The sequence below is a fragment of the Micromonospora sp. DT68 genome (assembly GCF_049847245.1).
GTDB lineage: Bacteria > Actinomycetota > Actinomycetes > Mycobacteriales > Micromonosporaceae > Micromonospora > Micromonospora profundi.
The window spans coordinates 169,510-195,938 of sequence record NZ_JBNCNZ010000011.1; the positions used below are offsets into that span (position 1 = coordinate 169,510).

Genomic DNA, 26,429 nt, shown 5'->3' on the forward strand with positions numbered 1-26,429 from the left:
CAACGCCGCACATGGTCGACCACTGCATGGTCGCCATGGGCGGTGGCTGGCCGATGCCAGGTTGGGGGCCATGAGGTGCTGGTCGCGTTGCCGGTCTGCCGACTCGCCCGCCCAGGACGGCATACGAGCCAAGAAGCGCAGGCCAAGAGCCGAATGACATCGGTCGGTGGGCCGGAGGTACCACCATGCGAACCGCGCAGCCACGATCGCAGGCGATCCGCTGACCCTGAATTCGCCACACTCACGGACCTCGGGTCATGCGCGATGGTTCCGACACGACCCCCCGGCCCGCCGGCCGGTCGCCGCGGCCTGGAACTCGTCGACCTCTTATCGGCGAACAGGCAGCCCGGATGACGCCAGGAGCTAGAAACGTAGAACATTTAGTTCTACACTCGTGTCCATGGAACGCATCGGTGTCCGGGAGCTGAACCAGAACACGAGCCAGGTGTTGGCTCGGGTGAGTGGCGGCGAGACCGTCGAGATCACCGACCGCGGACACCCGATCGCCCGACTTGTTCCGGTAGGCGACGACAGGTCGGTGTTGGCCAAGTTGGTAGCGGCAGGGCGAGCCGTCGCCCCCACCGGCGGCGGCTCTGTACCACTTCCACCAAAGCTCGGTGACGACAATGTGGACGTGGCCGCCTCGCTCGCTGCGATGCGCGACGAGGAGCGCTGGTGATCTATCTCGATTCAGCTGCCGTCGTCAAGCTGGTTCGACAAGAGATGTGCAGCGCCGATCTTGTCTCCTGGCTCAACAAGCACGACGACGTGCCGCTGGTCTCCTCCGCTCTCGTGGAGGTGGAAGTGCCCAGAGCGCTGCGCCGATCAGCTCCGCAAGCATTGATCGGAGTGCCGGCTGCCATCGGACGGCTGTTCCGACTGGAGATCGACAGCACGATCCGTGCGACCGCAGCCGCGTTCGCCGAGCCGACGCTACGCAGCCTCGACGCCATCCACCTCGCCACCGCCCAAGTGCTGACCAACGAGTCCGGCACGGCACTCACCGCCTTCGTCACCTACGACCGGCGGCTGCTCGAATGCGCCAAAGAAGCAGGACTACCCGTAGCAAGCCCCGGCCAGAACTGACCCATCAGTCAACCCTGGCGCAGAGCCGGCCGCCGTACGGCAGCGCGGCCAGGACATCGGCCGCTACCTGCGTTTCTGCGACCTTGCACCCCTCCGTGTGGGTATCCGTTTCGCGGTGGGCCGGAGGTACCACCATGCGAACCACACCGCCACGATCGCCGGTGACTTACTACCGCTGAATTTACCCAGCTCACGGGCATGGGGCGGTGCCCGATGAACCCGACCCGCCCGTCCAAACCGCCGGTGCGGTTCGCCAATGCGGAAGAGATCGACCCTTTCCAACTCCTTCTCGATCTTCATGACCATGCCGTCGCTCGGACGCCGGAATCCGGACTCGCTGACGTCCTGGCGGAGTTGCCGTTGTCCGCTGCGATGGTGTCCTGGTGCACTCGCTGGCAAACCTCGACGATCCACACGGCGCCGCAAGCCGGCGCAGACCTGACGGACATCGCCGAGGCGACCGGTCTCGACGCGAGCGACGTCGTCCGGCGGTGGCGGCGATGGGCAGATGTCCAGACGCGGCTGGACATCGGCGGACGTCCGTCCGTGGATCCCGTCAGGGTCCGGGCCATCGAGCGACGGCCCGGGCTGGGGGTCGTTCGATGACGCCGACCCGGCTCGCTCGAGACGTGAGCACGGTGGCGGTGGCGGGGATTGCTGCCTGGTCATCGTGGAGTCACATGGTCGCCGTGGCGTTGAGGTTCGGGGAGCGTCCCGAGGTTGCCTATGTTCTGCCGCTGTCGGTCGACGGGATGCTGGTTGTCGCGTCGGCGGCCATGGTCGAGGACAAGGGCGCCGGTCGGCGGGTGCGCTGGTCGGCTCGGACGGCGTTCGCGGTCGGGGTGGCGGCCAGCGTGGCGGCGAACATTGCCGCCGCCGAGCCAAGCCTCGGAGCGCGGATCGTGGCGGCGTGGCCAGCGGTAGCGTTGCTGCTGGTCGTGGAGATGCTGACCAGATCCACCCCAGTCCTAGAGTTGGGATCTCAGCGGGATAATCTGGCCGCCGAGGACGGCCCCGCCCGTCGGCAACCAGCGCTTACTAATGTCGAGCAAACAACAGCGCACGCGCCGGAGATTGGCAAGCCGACAGAGGGAGTCCAGCCGGTTCCGGTCGTCGAACGTTCGGCGGCAGGTGGTAAACCAGCAGCGCCGCTGCGGCGTTCCGCCCGGACCATGCGCGATCGGCGTGGGGAATCCGGTGAGCGAACAGCAGACATTGTCGCCCGGCTACGCGCCGAACGCCCTGACGCAAGCCTGATCGAGGTTGCCTCCGCTGCGGGCGTATCACTACGTCACGTACGGCGCCTCATCGCCAACGAACTCGTACGCACCCGAACCAACGGCGCATCCCACCCAATCAAGGCGCAGCAGTAGAAGGGGCGGGCTGCTCAGTCGGCTGGGTATCGCGACGGTCGATGGGCCCGTGGTGATAGACGGTACTCATCAGCTCGGGGATGCGGTCGGTGTCACTGCGGTCGATCGCCTTCTCGGCAACATCCAACTCGCGCAGACGCTCGCGGTACCTCAGATACCGATGGACGATGGGGAGGACCAGGAGGAGGACGATGACCACCTGCCAGGGCGCGCCAGCCAGCGCGACGGCGCCCATGCCAGACGGTACGGCGAAGAGTTGCCAGGAGTCGATCTGGGTCATAGCGGGCCCTCCGTCGTCATGGAGGTAGAGTAACAGCGCGCCGCTAACACCGTCAGACCTAATTTTCGGAGCCGGGATGATCGACACACCCCTCCTGCTGTCAACATTCAACCGACTTGTCCGACTCTTGACCGAATCCGTCTCGAGCCATCTCAACGGCGCGGAGCCACTCCACGCGGAGCTGCGCGCGAGCTACGACCAGGCAGTCTCGGCGGGACTTACGGCGGCACCTTGGGAGGAGTGGCGCGACGAGCAGGTGGAACAAATCGCTATCGGATGGCTGCTCGGCACGATCTTTGCCCGCTACGCGGAGGACAACGGACTAATCGCGAGGACAGCTCCAACTGCCGACGCCAGACAGTGGTGGCTGTCGCGCCTCTCTTCGCTGGCGGACGCGCTGGCGACGGCACCGGCCCAACTCTGGCCCGCGCATTCCCACATGATGTCCGAGGATGGAGCCCAGCTGCTGATCGACTTCTGGCAGCAGCACGAGGAAGGCGGGGGCCAACCGGCCATCGATCTTCGTGTCCCGGATCTGGATACAAGGTTCCTTGGCGAGGTCTACCAGGATCTCTCAGAAAGCGCTCGACGTCAGTACGCGCTTCTCCAGACACCGGTCTTCGTAGAGGAGTTCGTCCTAGACCAGACGCTCGAGCCCGCTGTCGAGCGCTTCGGCCTGGAAGATCTCAAGGTCATCGATCCCGTCTGCGGCTCAGGGAATTTTCTGTTGGGTGCCTTCGCGCGCCTCCTGCGGCATTGGGCTGTCGCCGCACCGAACATGGCAGAGGTTGAACGAGTCCGTCGCGCACTCGGAGCGGTGCACGGCGTAGACCTGAACCCGTTCGCGGCGCAGATCACCCGGTTCAGACTCCTTGTTGCCGCCAGGCAGGCTTACGGCAGTTCAACAAGCTTGAAGAGTCCGACCGCCGACTGGACAATAAATGTCGCCGCCGGCGACTCGCTCCTAGCGGAGGGTGACGGCTTCGATGCGCATCCCAGCCTGCTGTCTCCCGGCCAGTATCACGTTGTGGTCGGAAATCCGCCGTACCACACAGTCAGGGACCAGGCCCTCAACGCACGGTATCGCGAGCGTTACGACACCTGCGTCGGAAAGTACGCCCTGACGGTGCCATTTATTCAGCGCTTCTTCGAACTGGCCCGCAACGGAGGCAAGGAGGAAGCAGGGTATGTAGGCGCGTTGGTGGCCAACTCATTCACAAAGCGCGAGTTCGGCCGCAGGCTGGTGGAAAAGTATTTCGCAGAACAAGTTACTCTAAATATGGTGGTGGACAGCTCAGGCGCCTTCATACCTGGACACGGCACCCCCACACTGATCTTGTTCGGCCGTAGCGTTCCCAACTTGGAATCAGACTCCGTGCTCATCGTCGCAGGCCTCCGCGGCGAGCCAAGCAGACCAGCCGATCCGGGAAGTGGATTAGTCTGGCAGTCAATTCTACGCCACGCGCATCAAGGCGGCGGGGCTGACCGGTGGACCGAATCGCGTATCGTTGGCCACGCCGCACTGCAGTCATTTCCTTGGCAACTGAGCGGAAGCCAACCATCTGCCGTGATGCAGCGCCTACCCAGCAGCCGAATCTTGAGCGAGACCGTCACACGCATCTCGTACTTGGCCAACACTGGCGCCGACGAAATCTTTACCGCACCTCGCCGCGACTGGACGAGGCAGCACACCGAGCAGGCATATGTAGTTGATGTCGTGTCTGGATCCGATGTGCGTGATTGGACAGCAATTCCCGGCCGCTCGGCATTTTTCCCGCGCACGGGTGAGATGCAAACAGTCGACCTCGGCAAGTTACCGGGCCATCACCAAAGGCTCTGGCCGTACCGCACCCTGTTAGGGAATCGTCCGGACTACTCGGGACGATCGTATTTCGAAAGCAACCGGGCTTGGTATGACTGGCATTCCATCGCCGGGAGCCCTGCAGGCCATCCTTTAAGGATTGTCTTTGCGTGGGTCTCAACTCACCCCCACTTTGCCGCTTTAGATGACACCATCGCACTGCCCTCCGCGCCGGTCATTGAACTCGGCCCACAAAGCTCGTCAACCCAACGGGCTGATTTGATAGCGCTGCTGAACAGCTCGACGGCTTGCTTCTGGCTCAAGCAGGTCAGCAATAGTAAGGGTGTGTCGAGCAGCCATAAGAGCACAGGCGGCGGTGGCGAGCCATGGGAGGCCGTCTACGAATTCACCCCCGGCAGGTTGAAGGAGCTGCCTCTGCCGCTGGATTTATCCACAAGCTTTGGTGAGGAATTGGCCTGGCTGGCCATCCAGTTAGAAGGGGGTACGCCAGCCAAGACTATTACTGCCGGCACCCCTTCGTCGCATCGTCTAGCCGAGGCGCGCGGGCGCTGGAATAGACTTCGAGCTCGCATGGTCGCCCTTGCCGAAGAGCAGGACTGGGAAATCTACGCTCGCTACGGATTGCTGCCCGAGCAGGCTTTGGCTCCCGGACTCGCAGAAATCCCCCTTCTAATGCCGGGCGAACGGGCATTCGAGATCGCGCTTGCTCGTGCAGTTGGAGAGGGAAGGGAAACGACGCAGTGGTTCACGCGGCACGGCTTTGCGCCTGTTGTCGATATTCCAGATCATTGGCCCCGCCATTATCGTGAACTCGTAGAAGCTCGGATTCAGGCGATCGCAACACACGGTCACCTCAACGTGCTCGAACGCCCCGAAAACAAACGGAGGTGGGCGACGCCCAGCTGGGAAGCGATGCAACAACAAGCCCTACGCGACTGGCTACTCGACCAATGCGAATGCCCCGCACTTTGGTACGACAGAGAAGATGGCCGTCAAGCTTCTCAGGTCCAGACCGTCTCGTCGCTTTGGGAAAAGCTCCAACTCAACGATCCAGTAGTTGAAGCCGCATCACTGTACGCGCCAGGCAAAAATTTCGTGGAGGTTCTGCGCGAGCTACTTGCAGACGAGGCCGTACCTTGCCTTGCCGCATTGCGCTACAAGGACAGCGGAATATCCAAGCGCGCCGACTGGGTTAGGGCATGGCAACAACAGCAGATCGAGGATCAGGCCCGAGCGTCCGGAGACGATCACGCTGCGCGTGATATTCGCAGAAGGACAGCGGTGCCACCGAAATTCACGGCGGGGGACTTCCGAAAACCCAGCTATTGGCGACTACGCGGGAAGATCGACATGCCGTCTGAGCGTTTTTTCTCGTATCCAGCAGTTAATGATAGGGAAGGGGGTCCAGTTCTGGGCTGGTCGGGATGGAACTATGAGGAACGAGCCCACGCTCTGACGACTGTGATTGAAGAGGCGCTCGCAAGCGGGAAGAATGATTTCGATGCACTGATCGCACTAACAGCCGCCGCACAAGAACTACTAGAAGTCCACAATCTTACCGAGATTAAGGCGGCTCCTATCGACGGTTTCAACCGCATGCCCTTGGACGACTGGATCAATCGAAGCGGCGCCACACATGAGAGTATTAGAAGGTGGCGCCCAAAGCCGGCGAAGCGAGGGCGACCGCCGAAGAGTTCTGCCGGATAATCTTCGGTCAGGCCACACGGCGAACGCGCCGTCGTCCTCGACGCCCCCACCGGCAAGGGCCGGGTAACCGCTCCCGGCCTCACACCGTGGCTCGTCAACGAACACGCCGCGTCTCCAGCCCACCCGATGCCAACGGCGGGGTGCGGATCTACCGCGCCACCAGCCGACCGTGCGCACGAAGCCAGCCGTGGATGCTCACAGCCGAGTGTGTCGCGTCGCAGTAGCCATCCTTCAGGTCCCGTCAGTTCGTCTGTCCGGTCGGTAAGTGCCGGCCGATGTAGCCGACATAGATCCGGCCGCTCTGCGCTGTGTTGTCGTAGTAGTGCATCCGAGGGCTGATCATGGCGAACTGAGCGATCTTGAAGTGCGCTCCCATGAAGGTCTGTCCAGCCGGAACGACGGAGGTTGGCACAGGCAGAACACGCCTCCTCCGGAACGTCGGGTTCGTCCGCACCTCCTCGCTCTCATCGCGGGCGTGCCGTCGCGTTGGCCATTCGTGGCAGCCATCAGGGGTGTGTTCAAGAAAGCCGTGCACGTCCCGATCCCAGCGTCCGTCCGCCTTCGCCGCTGCATAGTCGTGGAGCACCAACAACGCGTCCCAGGTCTTCGACGCCCAGGCGCCCAGGGGGTCGTTGCTGTCGAGTTCCTCAGCGTGGTCAGGATCGCCCGTGAACACGACGTGCTGGAGCCTTGGCAGCCAACGGAGCAACTCGCCGAAGCTGTCCGGCCGGGAGACGTCCGCTTCCGATGGCTGTGCCGTCCAGGCCACCTCTGCTTGCCCCATAGAGGCGAGCCGGTGGCGTAGCGTCCGTTCAGTCTCCGCAGACCGGGTCAGGCGGTCGACCGCGTCCCGGTTCTCGATCTGCTCATCATCCAGCTGCCATTTGACGTCGTGATACGCCTTCTGTGTCTCATCGAGTTCGGCTTGGAGTTGCGCGAGTCGGGATGCGATGTCGTTCTGCGCCTCCTGCGATGACCGACCGACCTCGATCAGACGCACGATCTCGTCGATCCGGTCGACAGTCAGGTCATCGATCCCTACCTTGATCGTCAGGTAGTCCAGCAACATGCCCTGCTGCGCGCTGACGTCGTCTTGCCGGCGATCACTCTCTCGCGTCTCGACGGCCGCCGCCCGGGGCTGCGACGGAACGAGCGATGGCCGCTTCGAACCGACGTCGCCAAGCCGGTGCACCAACATGTCGTCGGCGATGCGTTCCAGCATCCGGTGTACCCGCGCCACAGATGCGGGTAGCGGCTGTTCGAGAGCCTGAAGTTGGGCGTTGGAGGCGAGGACCCGCGCGAGGCGGGGCTGTTCGCTGTCGTCGGTGATCCGTTCGGCGCTCAGGACCCGGTGCCGTAGCCCATCGACGACGGAGTCCGGTTGAACCTGAGAGCGAAAGGTCCGAAGCCGGCCGGGCACTACGGCGTGGGCCTGGCCGAGCCGGTCGTTGAACAACTGTGTGGCCTCCCCGTCCAGCACGTAGCACGAGGCCATACCGATGGTGAACCGGGTCAGGTTGGCGATCCGGTTCGTCCATGGGACTGACGGCAGCGAGTCGTCGTTGCCGGCGACGAAGACAACACCTCGTCGCTCGGTGTCCATGAGCGCTCGGTGGACCTCGTCGACTTCGTCGCCGCGGATGACGATTGGTCTGGTCGTGAGGCGTGCGGCACCGTCCCAGGCATCGACGATTTCGAGCATGGGCGCGAGAAAGCGGGGTGTGCCTGCGAGGCGGGGGCGGCCGCGTGGGTCCTCACTGTCGGGGTCGGGTGATTCGATGTCGATCCAGGCCCACGCCGCCCGCTCTCTCGCGTTGGGCGAGTGTACGGTCAGTTGGATGATCCACTGCCCGTCCGGCTTCGTTTCGACGATCCGTACGCGCGTTGACGTCGATCCATCCTGCCCCTCGTGCTGCAGTAGGAGGGCCCTGACGTTGTCGCCGATGGTCGCCCACCGATTCTCCTGAAGCGCAGACGGATCCCAGCACTTGGGGCCCGCGATCCAACGGTCGAGTTGTTCCCGTACCAGTGGCTGCAGATGGTTCCGTTCGCGGTGGGTCGTAAACACAGACCTGAAACCGAGCATTGCGCCGTCCCGAGGGGTTACAGGCGAGAGGGCTGCGCCGAACGCGTCGCCGCACTCGCTCGATGCGGCCCCGCTGACCTCCGTCTGCTACTCCAGCACCTGGTCTTGGTTCGGAAGCTGGAGTAGCAGCGGCGGTGTCGAGGTCGGCATCTGGACAAGGAGAGGTCAAGCCGCTTGCTTGCTGGTCACCGAGATGAGCTGTTGATCATGGTGCGGATTCCAGATCGTTGAGAAGCGCGTGTACAGGTGCCCAGCACATCCGCACCGTGTCCAGGTCGGGCACGAGCCCGTAGTCGATCTGGTGGCGGGGGTGGACGAAGTTGCGGTAGTCCCGGACCTTCTCCATGAAGTCCTTGGCGTCGGTCTGAACCCACTTCTGTTGGTGCGCGTACTCGAGGAGCAGGTGAAGGCCCGCTCGTTCGGCCGGAACCCGTCGGCCGTTCCGGCCGACCAGGCCGTTCCTTCGCACGGTTTCGTTGCGGTCAGTCACCACGACGTGCAGCAGTCCTTCGACGAAGCTGCCGATGCCGATGATCGCCAGCGCGTAGGCCCCGTTGTTCTGGCAGATGGATGCTTCGTCGGCGCGCGCCATGAGGATGTCGACTGCCTTGCCGTTCCCGGTTAGTCGTCGTACCCGCTCGTGGAGGTCCGGCGGCGGCCCGTAGAGAGGAACGTCGCTGGTCTGGCTGAGCTGGCCGAGTACGGGGCGCCCGCCGATGTAGGTGATGGTGAGCTGTTCGGGGGCCAGGATGCGGTTCAGCTCCTGCGCGATCGGCTCGGCGGCCTCGACGCCGCCGTCGTACTCCAGCGGATCGCCGATGCGACAGAGCAGCCGGTCGAGGGCGGCGGCGTCATCGGCATGGGAATTGAGTACTTCTGTCAGCCAGGGGATCCGCGGAGAGCCGTCGTACTGCGGATCGCCAGGCCACCGGACTCGGTGAAGGAACCGCTCGATCTGCGTACCGGTCCGCTCGTAGGGACCATCGACGTCGCAGATCAGGCGAGCGACGCGTTCCAGAGTGAGCGGGTCGAGGGCAATCATCGGGATACCTCCCGGTCGGCGCGCTGCTGCGCGATGTCGAGGGCTTCGGTCAGGCGCTGGAGGATGATTGAGCCCCGCTTGCGGAAGCCAAGTTCGCTCATGGCCTCCTGGAGGCGCTCATCCCGATCACGCTGAAGCTGGTCGCTCACCAGCCAGGTGCAGATCCGTACCAGCTGTTCCCGCGTGTAGTCGGTGATCCGCAGACCGATCGGCACGTCGGGGCGTGGGCCACGGCGGGTCGCCGGCGGCGACGGTGGCTGAGCGGGCCGGCGTGCCGGCGGTACGGGGTGGCTCATCGCGGCGTGGTTGGCGCGGTCGACCGCCTGCTTCCAGCGGGCGATGAGTCGGGCTGTCTGGCCTGCCGGATCCACGTACCAGTCGGTCGACCAGATGCGATGGAACTCCCACCCGAGGCGCTCGAGGTGTTGCTGGCGCAGCCGGTCCCGGTCCCGGGCGCTGTGTGCCTGGTGGTACGAGTGACCGTCGGTCTCCACAGCGAGGACCATGCGGCCGGGCTGGTCTGGGTGGGCGAGGGCCAGGTCGATGCGGTAGCCGGAGACACCCCACTGCGGCACGGCGTTGATGCCCTGCTGCTGGAGAGCCTTGAGGACGCTGCGTTCGAGGCCGTTGAGCTCGACCCCGGTGTGCTGTCGCGCGCCGAGGTCGCCGCCTAGGTCAACGAACTCCAGGTAACGGCGGAGCAGTTCGGGTCCGCGGTTCCGTGTTGCCGCGGTCTGGTTCGGGTCCATGTCGTGGTGGGAGAAGGCGCTCACCACGGTCATCCGACTACGCGCTCGGGTGACCGCGACGTTGAGGCGCCGTTCACCGCCCTCCTGGTTGAGCGGTCCGAAGCGCAGCGGAAGTCGGCCATCTCTGGTCTTGGCGTAGCCGATACTCAGGATGATGGCGTCCCGCTCGTCGCCCTGGACGTTTTCCAGGCTCTTGATGAAGAACCGCTGGCTCGCGGCCTGGTCCTGCGAGAAGAAGTCGTCGAGGTGCTCATGCTCGCGGCGTCGGCTGCGCAGGGTCGCTTCAATCCGCAGGGCGTGCTTCTGCCCCATGGTGATGACGCCGAGGCTCTCGTCTGGTCGCTGCTCGGCGTGCTCGAGAATCAGCTCGACCGCTCTGTTGACCTCCTCGGTTGATGAACCGCCCTGCCCGGGGGCGACACGGCCGTCCACTGTCTCCAAGCGCAGCGGGCTGTCGACCTGCACGCCGGGGAACGTGACGAGGGACCGGTTGTAGATCTCGACGTTCGAGAATGCGATCAGGCGCTCGTCTCGGCTGCGGTAGTGCCAGGTCAAGCGGTACCGGTCCGAGATGAGGCCACCGAGGACGTCAAGAACGGACTCGTAGTCCTCGAGGCTCTCGTCGCCGAGATCATCGTCTTCGCCAGCCGGGCTCTGCTGAACGAGGCGCCGGAAGAACGGCGTGGGTGGGAGTTGCTTCGGGTCGCCGGCCACGACGAGCTGGGTGCCACGCATGATCGAGGCGACCGCGTCGTGCGGCTCGATCTGGCTCGCCTCGTCGAAGATCACCATGTCGAACGACCGCTCGGGCGGCAGGATGCGACTGACCACCAGTGGTGACATGGCCCAGCACGGGAAGGCGGCGAGGAGCACCTCCGGTGCGCTGCTGAGCAGCTTCCGAAGAGATAGGTGCCGGCTCTTCTTGGCCGCCTCCCGCCGGACGAGGCCGTTCTGGTCGGGATAGGCGTCTCGAGCCTTCCGGAGGTTCACTGCCACGTTGCGGCGCACGTGCCGGGCGGCCATCTCGATGTGCCGGCTGTCCGCAGCGCGGAAGTCCTGGACCACCGTGGCATGCTGCTGCCCGACGAACTGACCGAGGTACGGGACCCGCATGCGCATCTCGTCGAGGACCACCTGCAACCAGGAGCGCAACAGGGTGTCGGCTGCCTCGTTGCTCGAGACCTGCCGGGTGGCCAGGTCGTCGAGCATGTGGCTCAGCCCTAGCGAGCGGAACAGCTGCTGCTGCTTGTTCAGGTCGGGCATCAGGAACAACGTCTCGCGGTCGGCGTTCAACTCGGCGAGCGTGTTGGCCGCGGTCGTGGTGGTTCCACGCTCAAGGCCATCGATCCGGGCACATGCCGCCACCGCAGCGAGGTGGTTACGCACCTGCGTGAAGGACGACATGCACAGGTCGGCGCCCGCCAGAGCAGTGGGTGCGCTGTCTTGACGGCTGAGCTTCCGCCACCGCTCACGCTGGTCCACTGCGGCGACCAGGCCCTGGTACATCTCGGATCGATTCCGGGGAGCGGCCGGACAAGTCCGCCGCAGCTCGCGGCGCAGTTGGAACCGGCGGAAGATCCCGAGCGGCTCCGAACGGCGCGGCCGGGATCGCCCAGGTGCTGTCGCATAGACGAAGTCGTCCAGATCCGGGCCGAAGACCTGCTCGCCGTAGCTGGCGATGGTGCGGTCGACCTCGCTGAGCAGGTCAAACAGATCCTTCCACGCAGCGAGGTCGTCCGGCACGTCCAGCCCCGCTCGGTCGACCAAGTCCCGGATCTGGCGCTGTGCGCCCTGCAGGGCACCGGCCGCGAGTTCTTCGAGATGCACCAGCACCTTGCCGACATCGTCTGGGGTGCGGATGACGGCCTTCGCCCACGGCGACTCCCCGCGCCAGATCCTCAGGCCGCCACGATCCACGAACGTCCGAAGGTCCTCCCGCGCGGACTCAAGCCTCGACCGGTCGAGGTTCCGCAGCTCGGATGCGCGCAGGTTGTAGCCGCTGACGTCGCACGTCGGAAGCGCGAGGAGCTGCTCGATGATCTGAAAGGCGCTCACGCCCCAGGGCTGCCGTACCTCGTGCAGCTCGGCCGGATGCCGTTTAGCTGCGGCCCGGCGGCTCTGTAGGCGGCGGTGCAGTTCGTCGGTGTCGACGGGTGGTTCGGCGCCGGCTTGAGTGAGGACATTGGCGATGCGTTGGGCGACCTGCCGCTTGCTGATCTTGCGGTCGTGCAGGTCGAACACCAGGTTGTCGAGCCCGACGTCGCCAAGGCGGTTCATCACCGCTTCGATGGCAGCCCGCTTCTCGGAGACGAACAGCACGCTGCGACCCATCGCGGCCATGTACGCGATGATGTTCGCGATCGTCTGACTCTTGCCCGTGCCGGGTGGGCCCTCGATGACCACATGCCGGCCGGACAGCACCGCGTCGATCGCCGACTGCTGAGACGAGTCCGCGTCGTGGACCAGGAACTCGTTGGCCGGATCGATCCGATCGGCACTGGAGCTGGACCCCTGAGCTTGCGCAGTGCGCAGCTCTTGCCGAGCGTCGCGGTCGCCCGCCATCGCGCCGATCACCGGATGTGATGCGAGCAGCTCGGCCGAGTTACGAAGGTCCTCGACCATGGGGAGCTTGTCGAAGCTGAAGACGCCGGCAACCACCGCGGGCTCGAGCCGGAGAGACAGGCCGCTGGGAGCAACTGCCTCGGCGATCAGCTCGTAGGCGGCACTGAGCTGCTGGTCCGGGTCAGCGATCTCGGACAGCATCGCGCTCAGCTTCTCGCCGAGTGCGCTGATATCCGCCTCCACGCCGTACTGCCGCTCCAGCGCGTACAGAAGGACGGGATTGATCTCGGGTGACTCCGACAGCTCCAGCGTGAAGTCGTTCTCCGTCGCCGTCCTGCTGTCCAGCGCAAGCTGCTGCAGAATCAGCGGCGCCCGCAGCGGTTGCATCGGCACGGACCCCCGGGTGTACTGGCCGACCATGCAGAGCAGGCCGCGGCTCACCCAACCTGCCTGGATGCCCTGCTCCTCCTCCAGCTCGACCAGCTTCCGGCGGAGGCTGCGGGCAGTGTTGCAGGCGGTGCTGTGCCGGTCCTGGTCCGGGAACAGCGTCCGTAGGCGAACCTTCTGTCCTCGGAGCAGGTCGGCGACCGCGCCGGGAGCCGCGTCAGCGAGATCGAGGGTGGTGGTCTGTCGCTCCTTGAAGTAGAGCAGCGTGTTGCGCGGGCCGAAGTCGATCAGTTGGTCTGCCCACCGGCCAGCGGCCTGTTGAACGAGGTTAAGTACATCCGGTTGGGTCAACAGCATCTCGTCTCCAAGTCAGTCGACGTACGCCAATGCTGATCCGCCGGGCCGTCGGCCCGAGGCAAAGCCCTCCAGGATAGGGCGCATAACACGTTCATCTATGCATCCGATTTCCGACACCCGACGTCATCGGAACGACCTCTCTCAGCAACCTTCACCTCCGCGCCCGGAGCACCGCTGTGCCTTGTCGGCTCATCGAGCAGGCCGAAATGTTGCAGCGCCGCGCGGCTTGACGCAGCTGAAGCCCAACTCGAACAGGTGTTGCGTGGCGCGGAAGAGGCCGTAGCGCGCGATCCTCGCCGGGGACTTGATCTTCGACGCATCGATGGGAGAAGTCAGGGTCAGCGGGAGACGGCGGCCGGCGGCGTCGGCGGCTCGTGAAAAAAGTTGGTGGCATCGACGGTGGCACTGACCAGGGCGCACGTCGTCGCGGTGAGGGCGAGCCAGAATGTCACGGTGCTCTTCCAGTCCTCGGCGATCTTCACGGTCACCACTTCGGTGACCTCGGTAGCCTCGGTAGACCGGCTTTGACGATTGCTCGGGTCTGGCTGACGACGCCAACCGAAGCGGGCAAAGAATTTGGCCCAGGTGTGGTTCGACCGGCCGCAGCCGAAGATCACCCCGTTGACCTTTCGTCCGCACCGGCCGCCGTTCTGGGCGGTCACGCCGCACGTCGTCGGCGCCTTCACGGCAAGCAGCCAGGCCGGGATGGCGATCGCGATCGACGCCGACCAGGCAAGGCTGATGAGATCGAGCGTGACGAGGTAGTAGACGACACCGACGATGGCCAGCGTCTCAACGCCGAGGATCAGCATGGCCTGATCTCGCTTCAGCATGTCGGGGCCTCCGAGTGGTCAAGGAGCGCGACGAGGTCGAGGAGTTCGGCGCGGAGCCGGGTCAGCTCGGCTGCGGTGACGCCGAGTTCGTAGTGGTGGTGGTGACCGGCGCGGGACAGCGCCCACCACAGGTAGCTGGCCCGGCGCCCGAGGTCGGGGCCGGCGTAGTGGGCGAGCAGCAGCAGTTTCGGTCGCTGCACCCGGGTCTGTCCGATCTCGGGGCAGACTCGGGCCCAGTACCGGTCCATCGCTGCTTCCAGTTCGTGGCGAAGCAGCCAGGCGCACGCCCGGGGCCAGGCTCCGCGAGTGCCTCGGATGACGCTGCTGAGCATCCGGTCGGCGGTGACGAGGTACAGGGACGTCGTCATCGCAACCGCCCCACGAGCGCAGCGGTCTTGGTGACCATCGCTCGGGCGGGCATGCTCCGGTGGCCGTGGACCGCGTCCGCCACCGCTTTGACCGTCCGGGTGGCCTGGGTGCCGTAGTCACGGTCGAGACGAGCGAAGAGCTCCGGGCGGGGTACGAGGCGGCCGAAGAGCCCGAGGCTGAGCCGGTCCTTGACCGTGTGCGCTCGGCTGAGTCCTTCCAGGATCTCCTGGTAGGGCGTGCCACGCCGGTGCTCGGCGGCCCGGTAGCGATCCATGCTCACCGACTCGATCGCGGACCGGCAGAACCCGGCGACCATCAGGTACTTCGCCTCGTCGGGGATGTCTGCGGCGACCAGGGCGCGGGCATCGTCGAGGTAGCGGTCCGCTGGGTCGCAGACCTTCCGGACCTCGACGATCGAGCCCTCGCGGCGAGTGACCTCCCGGACGTCGGCCTCAATGTCGAGGCGGCGGATCGCTTCCGGCAGCCGGTCGTCGTGCGTGAACACGATGACCTGCCGGGTCAGGGCGACCTCTCGCAACACCTCGGCCAAGCCGTCGATCTTGGTGGGGTCCATGCTCTGCACCGGGTCGTCGATGATCACGAACCGGTACGGGCTGGTCTCGGCGCAGGCGCGGGGCAGGAAGACCGCGAGGCCGAGGGCGTGCAGCTCACCCTGGCTCATCACCGCGAGCGCGTTGGTCTCGACGCCGTCGGCGGCCACGGGGAACAGGACCCGGCGGGTGTTGTTCACTCCTTCCATCTGCAGCCGGTGCAGCTCGACGTTGCTTTCCTGCCGCAGCTTCTGCCACACCCGGTCCGACTGGGCGACGAAGTTGCTCAGCCGGTCGGCCCGGATCGCCTTCTCGGCGGTGTCGAGAGCCGCACGAGCCTTGGTGAGCAGAGCCAGGGCCGGCGCCTCGGCGCGGACCACGGCCGCAGCGTCGACCCACCGGCGGATCGCGGCGCCGGGCTCGCGCCAGGCGTCGTGACGCTGGGCGAGCCAGCCGGCCGCCGCCTTCACGAGGGTGGTGTACGCCGCGACGACACCGTCCCAAGCGGCCCGATCGGGGCCGAGCCCGACGAGAGCATCGCGCATCGCCGCGCTCTCCCCAGGGATGTGGGGCGCCAGCGCGGCGACGGCCGGCTCCAGCAGCCGGTGGATGTCACCGAGCAGCTCGTCGACCGCACGGCGGGCGTGCGCGTGAGACTGCTGGGCCGCGCGTGCCACCGCGGCGAACGCGGCCGTCGTGGCGAGTTCCTCCTCAGCCTGCGTACGCCAGTCCTGGTCCAGGGTCCCGACGCGACACACCGGGCAAGGGCCGTTCCCGCGGTCGTGGTGCACGTCGAGCGCGGCCCGCAGCAGCCGAGCGCTCCGATCCGCGGCGCCGCTGTCGGTTGCGGTCGCCTCACGCATCGCCGCCGCAGACTCGGCGAGGGCAACCAGCGCTGCACTCAGGTCGGGCAAGTCCTGCTCGGCGAGCCGCCGGGCGGCTGCCGCTGCAGGCTCCTCCGACCTGGCGGTGTCGCCGCAGGCGAGTTCGGCCAGCCGGGCAAGGTTCGCGCGGAGCGGACGGGCCCCGAGCGCGCTCAAGGCGTCGCAAGCGCGGTTATCGTCGATCTGGCCGAGCTGTTCGCGTAGCTCGGTGAAGGCCACCTTGAGCGCCTTGGCCCGGTCGTCGTAGACCTTGCGCCGCCGCTGCAGCCGGGCATCGGTGTCGCGTAGCGGGCCCAGGCCGAGGATCGGCGCGAACGCGTCGTACAGTTCGGCCGGCTTGGCGGTGATGACCCGTTCGAGGTCGCGGGCAGACAGGAACGGCCGGTACCTAGCGGCCTGACCGATCCACTGCGGCACCTGACCGGGCGGCATCGCGGCGCCGCCCGTGGTCGTGGTGACCGTCGCGGAGGTCAGATCGGTGGCCCCGGCCGGCCAGGTGCGGTGGGTCGCCACCTGCTGGCCCGAGTCGAGCCGAAGGCTGAGGCGGATCTCCGATGCGCCGTCGTGATGCAGGTTTCGCCAGCCCTCGCGGAAGGCCGGCGGGCGCTGCGCCCAGCGCAGGGAGTCCTCGGTCAGCGCGTACTCGACGGCCTCGGCGATGCTGGACTTCCCGGAGCCGTTGCGGCCCACGAACACGGTCAGCCCGGTCTTGGGCAGCCGCCCGACCGTGACCTGCTGACCGATCCCGCGGAAGCCGGCAACCCGGACCTCTTCCAGGAATGCCTGCGGCGTTGCACCGCCCGCCTCACTCGGCTCGGGCGACGGCGGAAGGGCCTCACCTCGCAGTACGTCATCGAGAACCTGCTCGCCTTGGAAGGCGGCAAGAACCAGGTCGCTGACCGGGCCGGGCACCTGGGACCGCTGAAGGCGGTCGGTGAGCTCTTGGTAGAGCGTGAGCGTGTCGTTCATCAGACCCCCTGATGTCGTTGACGCATCGAGGGAACCGCAGATTGGTCGCCTACACTGCCCTACACACTGTTATCCCGGGATAACAGATCCACGTTCTTCTTCGACGCTCCAGGATTCATACCGTGACCGCCAGAGCGAGGAGGTGAGCCATGGAGACGGAGCTGATGTCGCAGCGCGAAATCGCGCAGCTCGCGCGCGTCAAGAGGCCTGCGGTCACGACTTGGCGCCGGCGGCACCCCGACTTTCCCGCTGCCGTCCCGGGCAACCATGGACAGCCCTTGTTCCCCGCCGAAGCGGTCGTGGCTTGGCTACTCCGGACCGGGCTCGGCAACGCCGACCCGGACAGCCTGCGCGCCGAGCGGTCCATGCACACGCTGGCGGCATACGCCCGGCGGCACGGCGGCCGACGCACGATCGTCGTCCTCGGCGCTGCGCTCTGCCTCCGCCACCTCTCCAGCGAGGCACTGCCCGCCGATCCTCTGCCGCTGGCTCGACGCCTCGATCCCGATGACGAGTTTCTGCTGCACGAGCTGGCCGACGCCCCGGAACCGACCGGGCTCGCCCAACTGGTCGAGCAACTGATCGAGGGAGCCTTCGACCCCTGGCACAGCTGCCAGTTCCTGCTCAGCTCCGCCAACCGCCTCGGCTGGCCCGAGCTGACAGCGGATGCACTCACCCCGGAGACGGTGGCCCTAATCCGTCGGGTGGCCGACGTGCCGACCCGGCTGCGCGCCCATCGCGCCGTCACCATCGCCGACGGCAACGCGGGCGCAGGCGACCTCCTGACAGCGCTGGTAACCGACCAGGACCGCGACAATCTGCGATTCAACGCTGTCGTCGCCGACGAGGAACTCGCCCGCCTGGTGCGCCGGCAGTTACTCCTCGCCGAGTTGCCTGAGTTCCAGTTCGACGTGCGCGCCGATGAGCTGAACGAGGAGTTCGCCGAACCGGACCTCATCGTCACTCGGCTCCCCTACCAGCCGGCGGAGAGCCGAGACGCCCTCGCCGACCTCGACCGGGTCGAAGCGATCGCTGATCTGCTCGGTCCGAGCCGCACGGCCATCGTCGTCGGCCCTGCCAGCAGCCTCGTTGACCAACTACGGGACGCGCCAGCGGCGTTGCGCCGGTCTGCGCTGCTGAGCAGCGGCATCGTCGAGGCAGTTGTGCAACTGCCGGGCGGCGTCTACCCGGCCAGGCCAGGTCATCGCGCCGCTCTGTGGCTGCTGACCCGAGACCCGCTCCCCACCACCAAGGGTCGCGTGCTGCTCGCCGACCTCAGCGGTCACTCGCTTGACCACACCACTGTCGAGTCCGCAGCCGAGGACATCCTCCTCTGGCGCGCAGAGGGGCACCGCAGCGACGGCCACGACCCTCGGAACGGCCGAATCGTCCCGCTGGAGCGCCTGGACCTGCGTCGGGCTGCCGCGCTCCGGCCGCCCGGACCAGCGTCAGTTACCCTCCGCGCCCGCCTGGCCGCCGACCGCCCCGCACTCGTCGGCGAGGTCGAGGGGCGTCTCACCGAGGCTGAGCAAGAAGCCGTCCGGTACGGGAAGGAGAACGGCTTCCTGAACACCGGAGCGGTACAGCGCGAGGGAATCAGGCCGAAGGAGCTTTCTTGCGAGGCGCTCCGAACGGCTCGCCGGGTCCGCCCCCTCAGCGGGCACCGCCTGAACCCCGAGCATGTCGGACCGCGAGGTCACCACCGGGTCATCGGCGCGGCGGAGGTACTCGCGCAGTCGTCCAAGCGCTGGATGGACCGGCTCACCCTCGCCGCGCAGTACCCGCAGGTCGCCCTCACCGAACCTGGTGACATCGTGGTCACCAGCGTCCCCCGGTTCGGGGTCCTCCTCGACAACGACGGCTTCTCGGTGATCGAGTTCCCCGCCAGAGGCCTGCGCATCTCATTTGGCGACCCGCTCACCCCCCGAGTGCTGGCGGCACTCCTGGCTACCGCCCGCAACATGACACGCAGCCCTGGTGCAGTGCGGGGCTCGAGACTGATGGACGCCACGATTCCCGACCTGGCCCGGGACGAGGCGGCCCGCCTAGACGACGTGCTGCGCCGTCTGGAGGAACGCGATGACCTGCTGCAGCGGCAGGCCGATCTATTGGCCACGTTGCGCGAACTCATCGTGACCGGCTTCGCCGACGGCACCCTCACCACTCTGTACGGTACGAACTCCTGAACGAGAGAACGGAACACACAGTGCCCCCACGCAAACGTGCCAACGGACAGGGCGAGCTGCCCGGCGTGTCCAGCACCAAGCAGATCCAGGACATCCTGTGGAAGGCCGCCGACAAGCTGCGCGGCTCCATGGACGCCGCGCAGTACAAGGAGTTCGTCCTCGGCCTGGTCTTCCTCAAGTACGTCTCCGACGCGTTCGCCGAGCGCCGCGACCAGATCGCCGACAGTCTCTCCGACATCCCGGAGAACCGCCGCGCGGAGTTCCTCGACGAACGCGACGAGTACATCAGCGCCAACGTCTTCTGGGTGCCGGAGAACGCCCGCTGGGGCTACCTGGTGGAGAACGCCCCCAGCGGCGTCGGCGAGCTGCTCGACAACGCCATGGACGCGATCATGCAGGAGAACCGGGCGCTGACCGGCGTCCTGCCGAAGATCTTCAACCGGGACAACGTCGACCAGAAGCGGTTGAAGGAACTCGTCGACCTGATCAGCGACGCCCGCTTCACCGGCCACGGCGACCGGAAGGCACAGGACGTCCTCGGCGAGGTGTACGAGTACTTCCTAGAGAAGTTTGCCCGCGCTGAAGGCAAGCGGGCGGGAGAGTTCTATACGCCGCCCAGCGTCGTACGCGTCCTCGTCGATGTACTGGAGCCCTATGAGGGTCGGGTCTATGACCCGTGCTGCGGGTCCGGAGGCATGTTCGTACAGTCCAAGAAATTCGTGGAGGAGCACGCCGGGCGGGAGCACACCCACGACATCGCCGTCTACGGGCAGGAAGCCAACGAGCGCACCTGGCGGCTGGCGAAGATGAACCTCGCCATCCACGGCATGGATCCGGTCGGCGTCGGCGACCGCTGGGCCGACACGTTCGCCGAGGACAAGCACCCGGACCGGCGGGCCGACTTCATCATGGCGAACCCGCCGTTCAACATGAGCGACTGGGCGCGCCGGGAGAGCGACCCACGTTGGCGCTACGGGGCGCCGCCGCAGAGCAACGCCAACTACGCCTGGCTCCAGCACATCCTCTTCAAGCTGGGTGACCGCGGCAGCGCGGGCGTCGTCCTCGCCAACGGCTCGATGTCATCAAAGCAATCCGGTGAAGGCGAAATCCGCCGGGCGATGGTTGAGGCGGACCTGGTGGCCTGCATGGTCGCTCTCCCGCCGAACCTGTTCCGCACCACCGCGATCCCCGCCTGCCTTTGGTTCCTGACCAAGGACAAGACCCCGCAGGGCGCAAAGGCGCTGACCGACCGGCGCGGCGAGATCCTCTTCATCGACGCTCGCGCTCTCGGCACCATGGTCGACCGCACTGAGCGCGTCCTCACCGACGACGACATCGCCAGAATTGCAGACACCTACCACGCCTGGCGCGGCACCAGGTCTGCCAAGACCAAGGGCCAGACATACGAGAACGTCCCCGGTTTCTGCTACTCGGCCAAGCTCGACGAGGTAGCCGCCCACGACCACGTCCTCACCCCCGGCCGCTACGTCGGCGCTGCGGAAGCTGAGGAAGACCCGGACGCCGAGCCGCTCGCCGACCGCATCGAACGCCTCAGCAAGGAGCTGTACGCCCACTTCGACGAGTCGTCTCGCCTCGAAGCGGTCATCCGAATGCAGCTTGGAGGACTCGATGTCTGACTGGTCGACCCGAAACCTCGAGGAGTTATGCGTCCGGATAACTGTCGGGCACGTTGGCTCAATGGCACACGAGTATGTCGAGAGCGGCGTCCCGTTCCTGCGGTCACAAAATATTAAACGCGGCCACCTGGACCTGTCGTCAGTTAAGTACATCAACAAGGATTTCCATCACCGGCTAGCTAAGTCGCAGCTGCAGCCCGGCGACCTGGCGATTGTGCGTACCGGCGAGCCTGGTGCCACCGCCCTGATTCCCGACGATCTCGGACCGGCGAACTGCAGCGACATCGTCATCGCACGCCCTGGTCCAGACATCGTCGGGCGGTATCTGTGTTACGCAATTAACGCCACCGCGCAGCAGTTCATCGACGCACACACGGTCGGAGCCGTCCAGCAGCACTTCAACGTAGCCTCGGCGAAGCGTCTGACCGTGGCCGTGCCCCCGATCGCTATACAGGAAGCGATCGCCAGCCTTCTCGGGGCGCTCGATGACAAGATTGCGGTAAACGACCGCATCGCCGCCACTGCCGAAGAATTGTGCCTAGCACAATTCTCAGATCAGACCGGAGCTGCGATGACCCCGGTCGCCGAACTGTGCCACGTGGAGAGGAAGCAAATCGATCCACGCGAGCTAGGCAAGAATTCGGTACTGCACTTTAGCATTCCGTCGTTCGACGCTGGCTGCATGCCGGAGGTTGCCGACCCACGCGAGATCAAAAGCTTGAAGTTTGAGGTTCCGCCGTCCGCTATTCTCGTCTCTAAGCTCAACCCAGGCACGCCGCGCGTCTGGCACGTGCGCCATGACGGAGAGGTGCCAGCAATGGCATCGACTGAGTTCCTCATCTTGCTGCCAATTGAAGGCGTAGGTACTGCCGAACTGTGGGCCGTCTTGTCGCAGCCCGAATTCATGGCAAGCATTGCGGCCAAGGTAACGGGTACATCAAACAGTCACCAGAGAGTGAAGCCCGCTGAGATCATGAGCGCCGAGATCGCCGACCCTCGGCAGTTTGGCCAACTTCGACTGATGGCCGAGGCGCTGCTGCAAAGAGTGATCGCAGCACGGCAGGAGGCCAGCACACTACGCGCGCTCCGAGACACGTTGCTGCCCGAGCTGATGTCGGGGCGGTTGCGGGTCAAGGAAGCCGAGAAGGTCGTCGAAGACGCGGTTTAGGTAGGCAACGGTTCACAGGGAGGGGTGGGGATGGGCGAGGGCGGGTGGATGAGCGAGGCGGACTGGGAGGCGCTCGCGCTGGATCAGCTCGGTGAGCTCGGGTGGGAGCCGGGCGCCGGGAAGGACTTCGCGCCGGGGTCGGGGCAGCGGCAGGCTTGGGCCGATCTGGTGCTCGTCGAGGACCTGCGGGCGGCGATCGAGCGGCTCAACCCCGACCTGTCACCCACGGCGGTCACCGACGCGGTGCGGGCCGCCACCGACGTGGCCTCCCGGGAGGCGTTCGCGGAGAATCGGGCGGCGCACGAGCGGCTGGTCCATGGCATCCGTTCGATCACGTACACCGATGCGTTCGGTGCCGAGCACAACCCCACCGTGCGCCTGGCGGACCTGGACGACCCCGGCCACAACGTCTGCCGGGCGATCAGCCAGGTCACGATCGTCGACGGTGACTTCCGGCGCCGGTTCGACATCGTGCTGTACCTCAACGGTCTGCCGATCGCGATCGTCGAGCTGAAGAACGCCGCCGACGAGAATGCCACCCTGACAGGCGCGCACGCCCAACTTCAGGCGTACCTCGCGGAGTTCCCGCTCGCCTTCCGGCACGCCGTGCTGTGCTTGATCTCCGACGGGGTCACCGCGAAGTACGGCACCCCGTTCACCCCCTACGAGCACTTCGCGCCGTGGAACATCGACGACGAGGGGGGTCGCGTCGACACCACCGCGCCGGACTACGACGGCCCGGAAGCGCTCATCGTCGCTCTCTATGGCCTGTTCAACCAGCGGCGCTTCCTGGAGTTGACCGGCGGGTTCGTCAACTTCACGTCGAAGGCGAAGCGGATCGCGAAATCCCACCAACACTTCGCGGTCGTCCGTGCCGTCGAGTGCATCGTGCGGGCGTCGCAGCGCGACGGGAAGGCGGGCGTCGTCTGGCACACCCAGGGCTCCGGCAAGTCCGAGGAGATGGTGTGTACGGCGGCGTTGACCGCCCGCCACCCTGCCCTGAAGAACCCGACCATCGTGGTGCTCACCGACCGCACCGACCTCGACGACCAGCTCTTCGACACGTTCCTCGACAGCCAGACGCTGCTGGGCCAGGAGCCGGAGCAGGCAGACACCCGCACCGAACTGCGGGACAAGCTGTCGAACCGAAACGCCGGCGGCATCATCTTCACCACGTTGCAGAAGTTCGGGCGTACGAAGGAGGAGCGCGATGCTGGCCGGCCGCATCCGCTCCTCTCCGATCGGCGCAACATCCTGGTGATCGTCGACGAGGCACACCGCAGCCACTACGACAGCCTGGACGGCTACGCCCGGCATCTGCGTGACGCGCTGCCGCACTCCACGTTCATCGCCTTCACCGGCACCCCGATCGCCAGCGTCGAGGTGAACACCCGCGCCGTCTTCGGCGACTACATCGACGTGTACGACCTCAAGCGTGCCGTCGACGACGAGGCGACCGTGCGGGTCTACCACGAGCCGCGGATCATTCCGGTGTCGCTACCGCCAGACATCGACCCTGAGAGCATCGACGAGCAGGTGGAGAAGCTCACCGCCAGCCTGGACGACGCGGAGCGGCGCAAGGCCGAGGCGTACGCGGCCACCATGAACACTGTCTACGGTGCCCCCGACCGGGTCGAGACCCTCGCGAAGGACCTCGTCGAGCACTGGGAGAAGCGGCGCGAGCTGATGCGGCCGCAGCTCGGCGGACCGGGCAAGGCGATGCTGGTCTGCGCGACCCGGGAGATCTGCGTCCGGGTCTTCGACGCCCTCAAGGAGCTGCGGCCCGACTGGTCAGACCCTGCTGTCGACAAGGGCAAGATGAAGATCGTCTTCCATGGGGTGCCCAGTGACAAGGAGGTGCTACGCCCGCACCACCTGCGCCCGTCGCAGCAGAAGACCATCCAGGCCCGCGCCAAGGACCCGGACGACGAGCTGGAGCTTCTGATCGTGCACTCGATGCTGCTGACCGGCTACGACGCTCCGCCGATCCACACCATCTACATGGACCGCCCGATGAAGGGCGCCAACCTGATGCAGGCGCTCGCCCGGGTCAACCGCCGGTTCCGGGAGAAGCAGGACGGCCTGCTGGTCGGCTACGCCCCGCTGACCGAGAACCTGCGCAAGGCACTCACCGAGTACACACCCAGCGACCAGGAGGACCAGACCCTCGGCCGCGAGATCGAGCGTGCCATCAGTGAGGTGCACAACGAGATTTCGGTCCTCGAGGCCATGCTGACCCCGGTCAAGTGGCGGGAGATCCTGGTCGATGAGAAGGACCCGACCCGCTGGCGCCGGGCAGTGAAGAAGGCCGCCAACTTCCTGCGCAACCCGCGAACCCCCGGCAACGACGTCGAACCCGGCACGAAGCCGCTGCACCGGCGTTTCCGTGACTCAGCGGGCCGGCTGGAACGCTTCTACACGCTCTGCGCCACCAGCCGGGACTTCGTCGAACGCGCTGGCGACATCCAGCAGATGCGCCGCGACATCCACTACTTCCGCGACGTCCGGGTCTGGATCGTCAAGGAGGAGGCCGCCGACCGGGAGGCCAAAGGCCTGCCCAACACGGCCGAGGTGGAACGCTACCTGTCCCAGCTCGCCGCCGAGGTGGTCGACGCTGCCGACATCACCGACATCTACGAGGAGGCGGGCCTCGGCAAGCTGGACATCACCGAGCTCAACGGGGTGGCGTTGGAGCGCCTGCAGAACTCAGAAACCCCGCACCTGGCCGCCGCAGCGCTGCGGCGGCTGATCGAGCGAAAGATGCGTGAGGTCACCAAGCACAACGTGGTCCGTCAGGAAAGCTTCTCGGCCCAGCTCGAAGACCTGATGAACCGCTACATGCGTCAGCAGCTGACCAGCGCGCAGCTGATCGTCGAGCTGGTCGAGCTGGCCAAGCAGGTGTCCGCCGACGCACGGCGTGGCCACCAGTTCGACCCGCCGCTGAACCACGCCGAACTGGCCTTCTACGACGCCGTCGCCCAGAACGGGGCGGCTACGGAACTCATGGGCGTCGGCACCCTCGCTGAGATCGCACGGGAGCTGGTGAAGTCGATCCAGTCGTCGATCACAGTGGACTGGTTTTCCCGCGAGCCGGTACGCGCCAAGCTGCGCAGTCACATCCGCCGGCTGCTAGCCCGCTACGACTACCCGCCGGACCACGAGCGCGCCGCCGTCGACCTGGTCATCCGCCAGATGGAGACCTTCGCCAACGAGTGGGCTCCGGGAGGGCCAGCCTCGCAACGGTGACAGTGGCGGGCGGCGTAAATCCCAGTCGAATGGTTGGGGCTACGCATCTCGGTGGTGCCGAGTGATTGGCGGTCCGATCGGCATCTGGCGACGGCGCGTATGGTGACTCGATGGTGTCGGCCATAAGATTTTTTGTCCCGCTTCAAACGTCATCCTTTCGGATGAATCTTGCAAGATCACAAAGTTGAGGCGTTCGTAGAATCTGACAGAAGCCGTTTTGGTTAGTGCAGAGACCTTCAGGTCGTTCGTGGCAGCGGCGGTGGTGAGGGCGGCAGTCAACCCAGCCGAAGACGGATGGTGGCAGCGGCGGCGGCCAGGATTTCGTCGTCCGGGTGGTGGTGGGCGGCGATGTCGAGGACGGCGTTGGCTTCGGTGGGGCTGTCGGCGAGTGCCTCGGCCAGGTTGACGGCCGCGGTCAGGAACTCCCGAGATACGGCTTGCCGATGCCGGACGAGCCATAGGTATCCGGTGTTGACGGCGAGGGGCCCGCGGTAGACGGAGATTGCTCGGCGTAGGGCACCAGTGCTAGCTGCCGGGCTGCTGGCGTGTTGGGCTGCGGTGATGGCGTCACGCATGGTCCACAGGTCGACGTCGAAGGCGTCGATATTGAGGGTGTAGTGGTGTCGGCGTAGCCGCAGGTAGACGTTGTCCCCGCTGATGGAGCGGAAGATGTGGCGCAGGTTGTAGGTGTACGTGTGCAGCCGCTGCGTGGCCAGGCGGTGCGGTGGCTCGGGGATGAGGTCGCCGAGGATGTCGTGCTGGTAGGCCGATCCTCCGCGCACGATTAGGTAGACGAGGAACTCCATCGCCTGTGGACGGATGTGCTGCCCGTCGGGGACGCCGAGGATGGCAGGTGTGCCGAGCACCTGGACCCGGATCCGGTCCGCTCCGGCATCGGTCTGCCGGCCCGAGGGGTGGGCGGGGGCGTGGACGCTCGGCGGTTCAGCGTTGTGACCGCCCTCGGAAGTGATGGCGGGAGGGTTCCCCGGTCGTGAGTCGTTCATGGCTGGGCTCCAGTGACCGCCCTCGAATCCGCTTGTGAGGACTCGGTGCTCATAGAGCCATTTTCATCGTGGGTAGCGGGCCTCCTCGGCGGCTTGGAGGACGAGGATGGCCTGCACGATCGGGGTGGCAC

General features: G+C 66.0%; 17 protein-coding genes. 9 read left to right on the forward strand and 8 right to left on the reverse strand.

What is annotated here, in order from left to right; all coding sequences use genetic code 11:
• Positions 1 to 400: 400 nt before the first annotated feature.
• The 4 genes from ACPXB1_RS20920 to ACPXB1_RS20935 all read left to right on the forward strand — a co-directional run bounded on the left by ACPXB1_RS20920 (position 401) and on the right by ACPXB1_RS20935 (position 2,459).
• Positions 401 to 679, forward strand: a complete 279-nt coding sequence (locus ACPXB1_RS20920; protein ID WP_425735681.1) for a type II toxin-antitoxin system Phd/YefM family antitoxin — start codon at positions 401 to 403, stop codon at positions 677 to 679.
• On the forward strand, positions 676 to 1,086 hold the full coding sequence (locus ACPXB1_RS20925; protein ID WP_425735682.1) for a type II toxin-antitoxin system VapC family toxin: 411 nt from the start codon (positions 676 to 678) through the stop codon (positions 1,084 to 1,086). The genes ACPXB1_RS20920 and ACPXB1_RS20925 overlap by 4 nt, the downstream gene beginning before the upstream one ends.
• Positions 1,087 to 1,299: 213 nt before the next feature.
• Entirely contained in the window at positions 1,300 to 1,692 is a 393-nt protein-coding gene (locus tag ACPXB1_RS20930) for a hypothetical protein (protein ID WP_425735683.1), read from the forward strand.
• Positions 1,693 to 1,715: 23 nt separating this feature from the next.
• Positions 1,716 to 2,459: a DUF2637 domain-containing protein gene (locus ACPXB1_RS20935; RefSeq protein WP_425735684.1), complete on the forward strand. Its 744-nt coding sequence runs from the start codon at positions 1,716 to 1,718 to the stop codon at positions 2,457 to 2,459.
• Here ACPXB1_RS20935 and ACPXB1_RS20940 read toward each other — a convergent pair.
• On the reverse strand, positions 2,443 to 2,739 hold the full coding sequence (locus ACPXB1_RS20940; protein ID WP_425735685.1) for a hypothetical protein: 297 nt from the start codon (positions 2,737 to 2,739) through the stop codon (positions 2,443 to 2,445). The two genes, ACPXB1_RS20935 and ACPXB1_RS20940, sit on opposite strands and share 17 nt — an antisense overlap.
• 76 nt (positions 2,740 to 2,815) lie before the next feature.
• Between ACPXB1_RS20940 and pglX the strand changes: the two genes are divergently transcribed.
• Positions 2,816 to 6,268, forward strand: a complete 3,453-nt coding sequence (gene pglX, locus ACPXB1_RS20945) for a BREX-2 system adenine-specific DNA-methyltransferase PglX (RefSeq protein ID WP_425735686.1) — start codon at positions 2,816 to 2,818, stop codon at positions 6,266 to 6,268.
• Positions 6,269 to 6,509: 241 nt separating this feature from the next.
• Here pglX and ACPXB1_RS20950 read toward each other — a convergent pair whose 3' ends face one another.
• The 6 genes from ACPXB1_RS20950 to ACPXB1_RS20975 all read right to left on the reverse strand — a co-directional run bounded on the left by ACPXB1_RS20950 (position 6,510) and on the right by ACPXB1_RS20975 (position 17,057).
• Positions 6,510 to 8,336, reverse strand: coding sequence for a hypothetical protein (locus ACPXB1_RS20950; protein WP_425735687.1), 1,827 nt, complete (start codon positions 8,334 to 8,336; stop codon positions 6,510 to 6,512).
• A 223-nt stretch (positions 8,337 to 8,559) separates the two neighbouring features.
• Complete coding sequence (locus ACPXB1_RS20955; protein WP_425735688.1) at positions 8,560 to 9,396, reverse strand: hypothetical protein; 837 nt, start codon at positions 9,394 to 9,396, stop codon at positions 8,560 to 8,562.
• Positions 9,393 to 13,451, reverse strand: a complete 4,059-nt coding sequence (locus tag ACPXB1_RS20960; protein ID WP_425735689.1) for an AAA domain-containing protein — start codon at positions 13,449 to 13,451, stop codon at positions 9,393 to 9,395. The genes ACPXB1_RS20955 and ACPXB1_RS20960 overlap by 4 nt, the downstream gene beginning before the upstream one ends.
• A gap of 338 nt (positions 13,452 to 13,789) precedes the next feature.
• The gene (locus tag ACPXB1_RS20965; RefSeq protein ID WP_425735690.1) at positions 13,790 to 14,284 is read right to left on the reverse strand and encodes a hypothetical protein; all 495 of its coding nucleotides are present in this window, start codon (positions 14,282 to 14,284) and stop codon (positions 13,790 to 13,792) included.
• The gene (locus tag ACPXB1_RS20970; protein WP_425735691.1) at positions 14,278 to 14,652 is read right to left on the reverse strand and encodes a hypothetical protein; all 375 of its coding nucleotides are present in this window, start codon (positions 14,650 to 14,652) and stop codon (positions 14,278 to 14,280) included. Before ACPXB1_RS20970 ends, ACPXB1_RS20965 begins: the two co-directional genes overlap by 7 nt.
• Positions 14,649 to 17,057, reverse strand: a complete 2,409-nt coding sequence (locus ACPXB1_RS20975) for an AAA family ATPase (RefSeq protein WP_425735692.1) — start codon at positions 17,055 to 17,057, stop codon at positions 14,649 to 14,651. Before ACPXB1_RS20975 ends, ACPXB1_RS20970 begins: the two co-directional genes overlap by 4 nt.
• Before the next feature lie 149 nt (positions 17,058 to 17,206).
• Here ACPXB1_RS20975 and ACPXB1_RS20980 point away from each other — a divergent pair, with 149 nt between their 5' ends.
• Genes ACPXB1_RS20980 through ACPXB1_RS20995 form a run of 4 tightly spaced genes read left to right on the forward strand, consistent with a single transcriptional unit; the run spans position 17,207 to position 25,294 of the window.
• Complete coding sequence (locus tag ACPXB1_RS20980; protein WP_425735693.1) at positions 17,207 to 19,243, forward strand: SAM-dependent DNA methyltransferase; 2,037 nt, start codon at positions 17,207 to 17,209, stop codon at positions 19,241 to 19,243.
• Positions 19,244 to 19,263: 20 nt separating this feature from the next.
• A complete protein-coding gene (locus ACPXB1_RS20985; protein WP_425735694.1) occupies positions 19,264 to 20,880 on the forward strand; it encodes a type I restriction-modification system subunit M in 1,617 nt (538 codons plus the stop codon).
• Positions 20,873 to 22,048 (forward strand): restriction endonuclease subunit S, encoded by a 1,176-nt coding sequence (locus ACPXB1_RS20990; protein WP_425735695.1) that lies wholly within the window; start codon positions 20,873 to 20,875, stop codon positions 22,046 to 22,048. The genes ACPXB1_RS20985 and ACPXB1_RS20990 overlap by 8 nt, the downstream gene beginning before the upstream one ends.
• Positions 22,049 to 22,078: 30 nt before the next feature.
• Complete coding sequence (locus ACPXB1_RS20995; protein ID WP_425735696.1) at positions 22,079 to 25,294, forward strand: type I restriction endonuclease subunit R; 3,216 nt, start codon at positions 22,079 to 22,081, stop codon at positions 25,292 to 25,294.
• Between the two features lie 275 nt (positions 25,295 to 25,569).
• Here ACPXB1_RS20995 and ACPXB1_RS21000 read toward each other — a convergent pair whose 3' ends face one another.
• Positions 25,570 to 26,298, reverse strand: a complete 729-nt coding sequence (locus tag ACPXB1_RS21000; RefSeq protein ID WP_425735697.1) for an AfsR/SARP family transcriptional regulator — start codon at positions 26,296 to 26,298, stop codon at positions 25,570 to 25,572.
• Between the last annotated feature and the right edge of the window lie 131 nt (positions 26,299 to 26,429).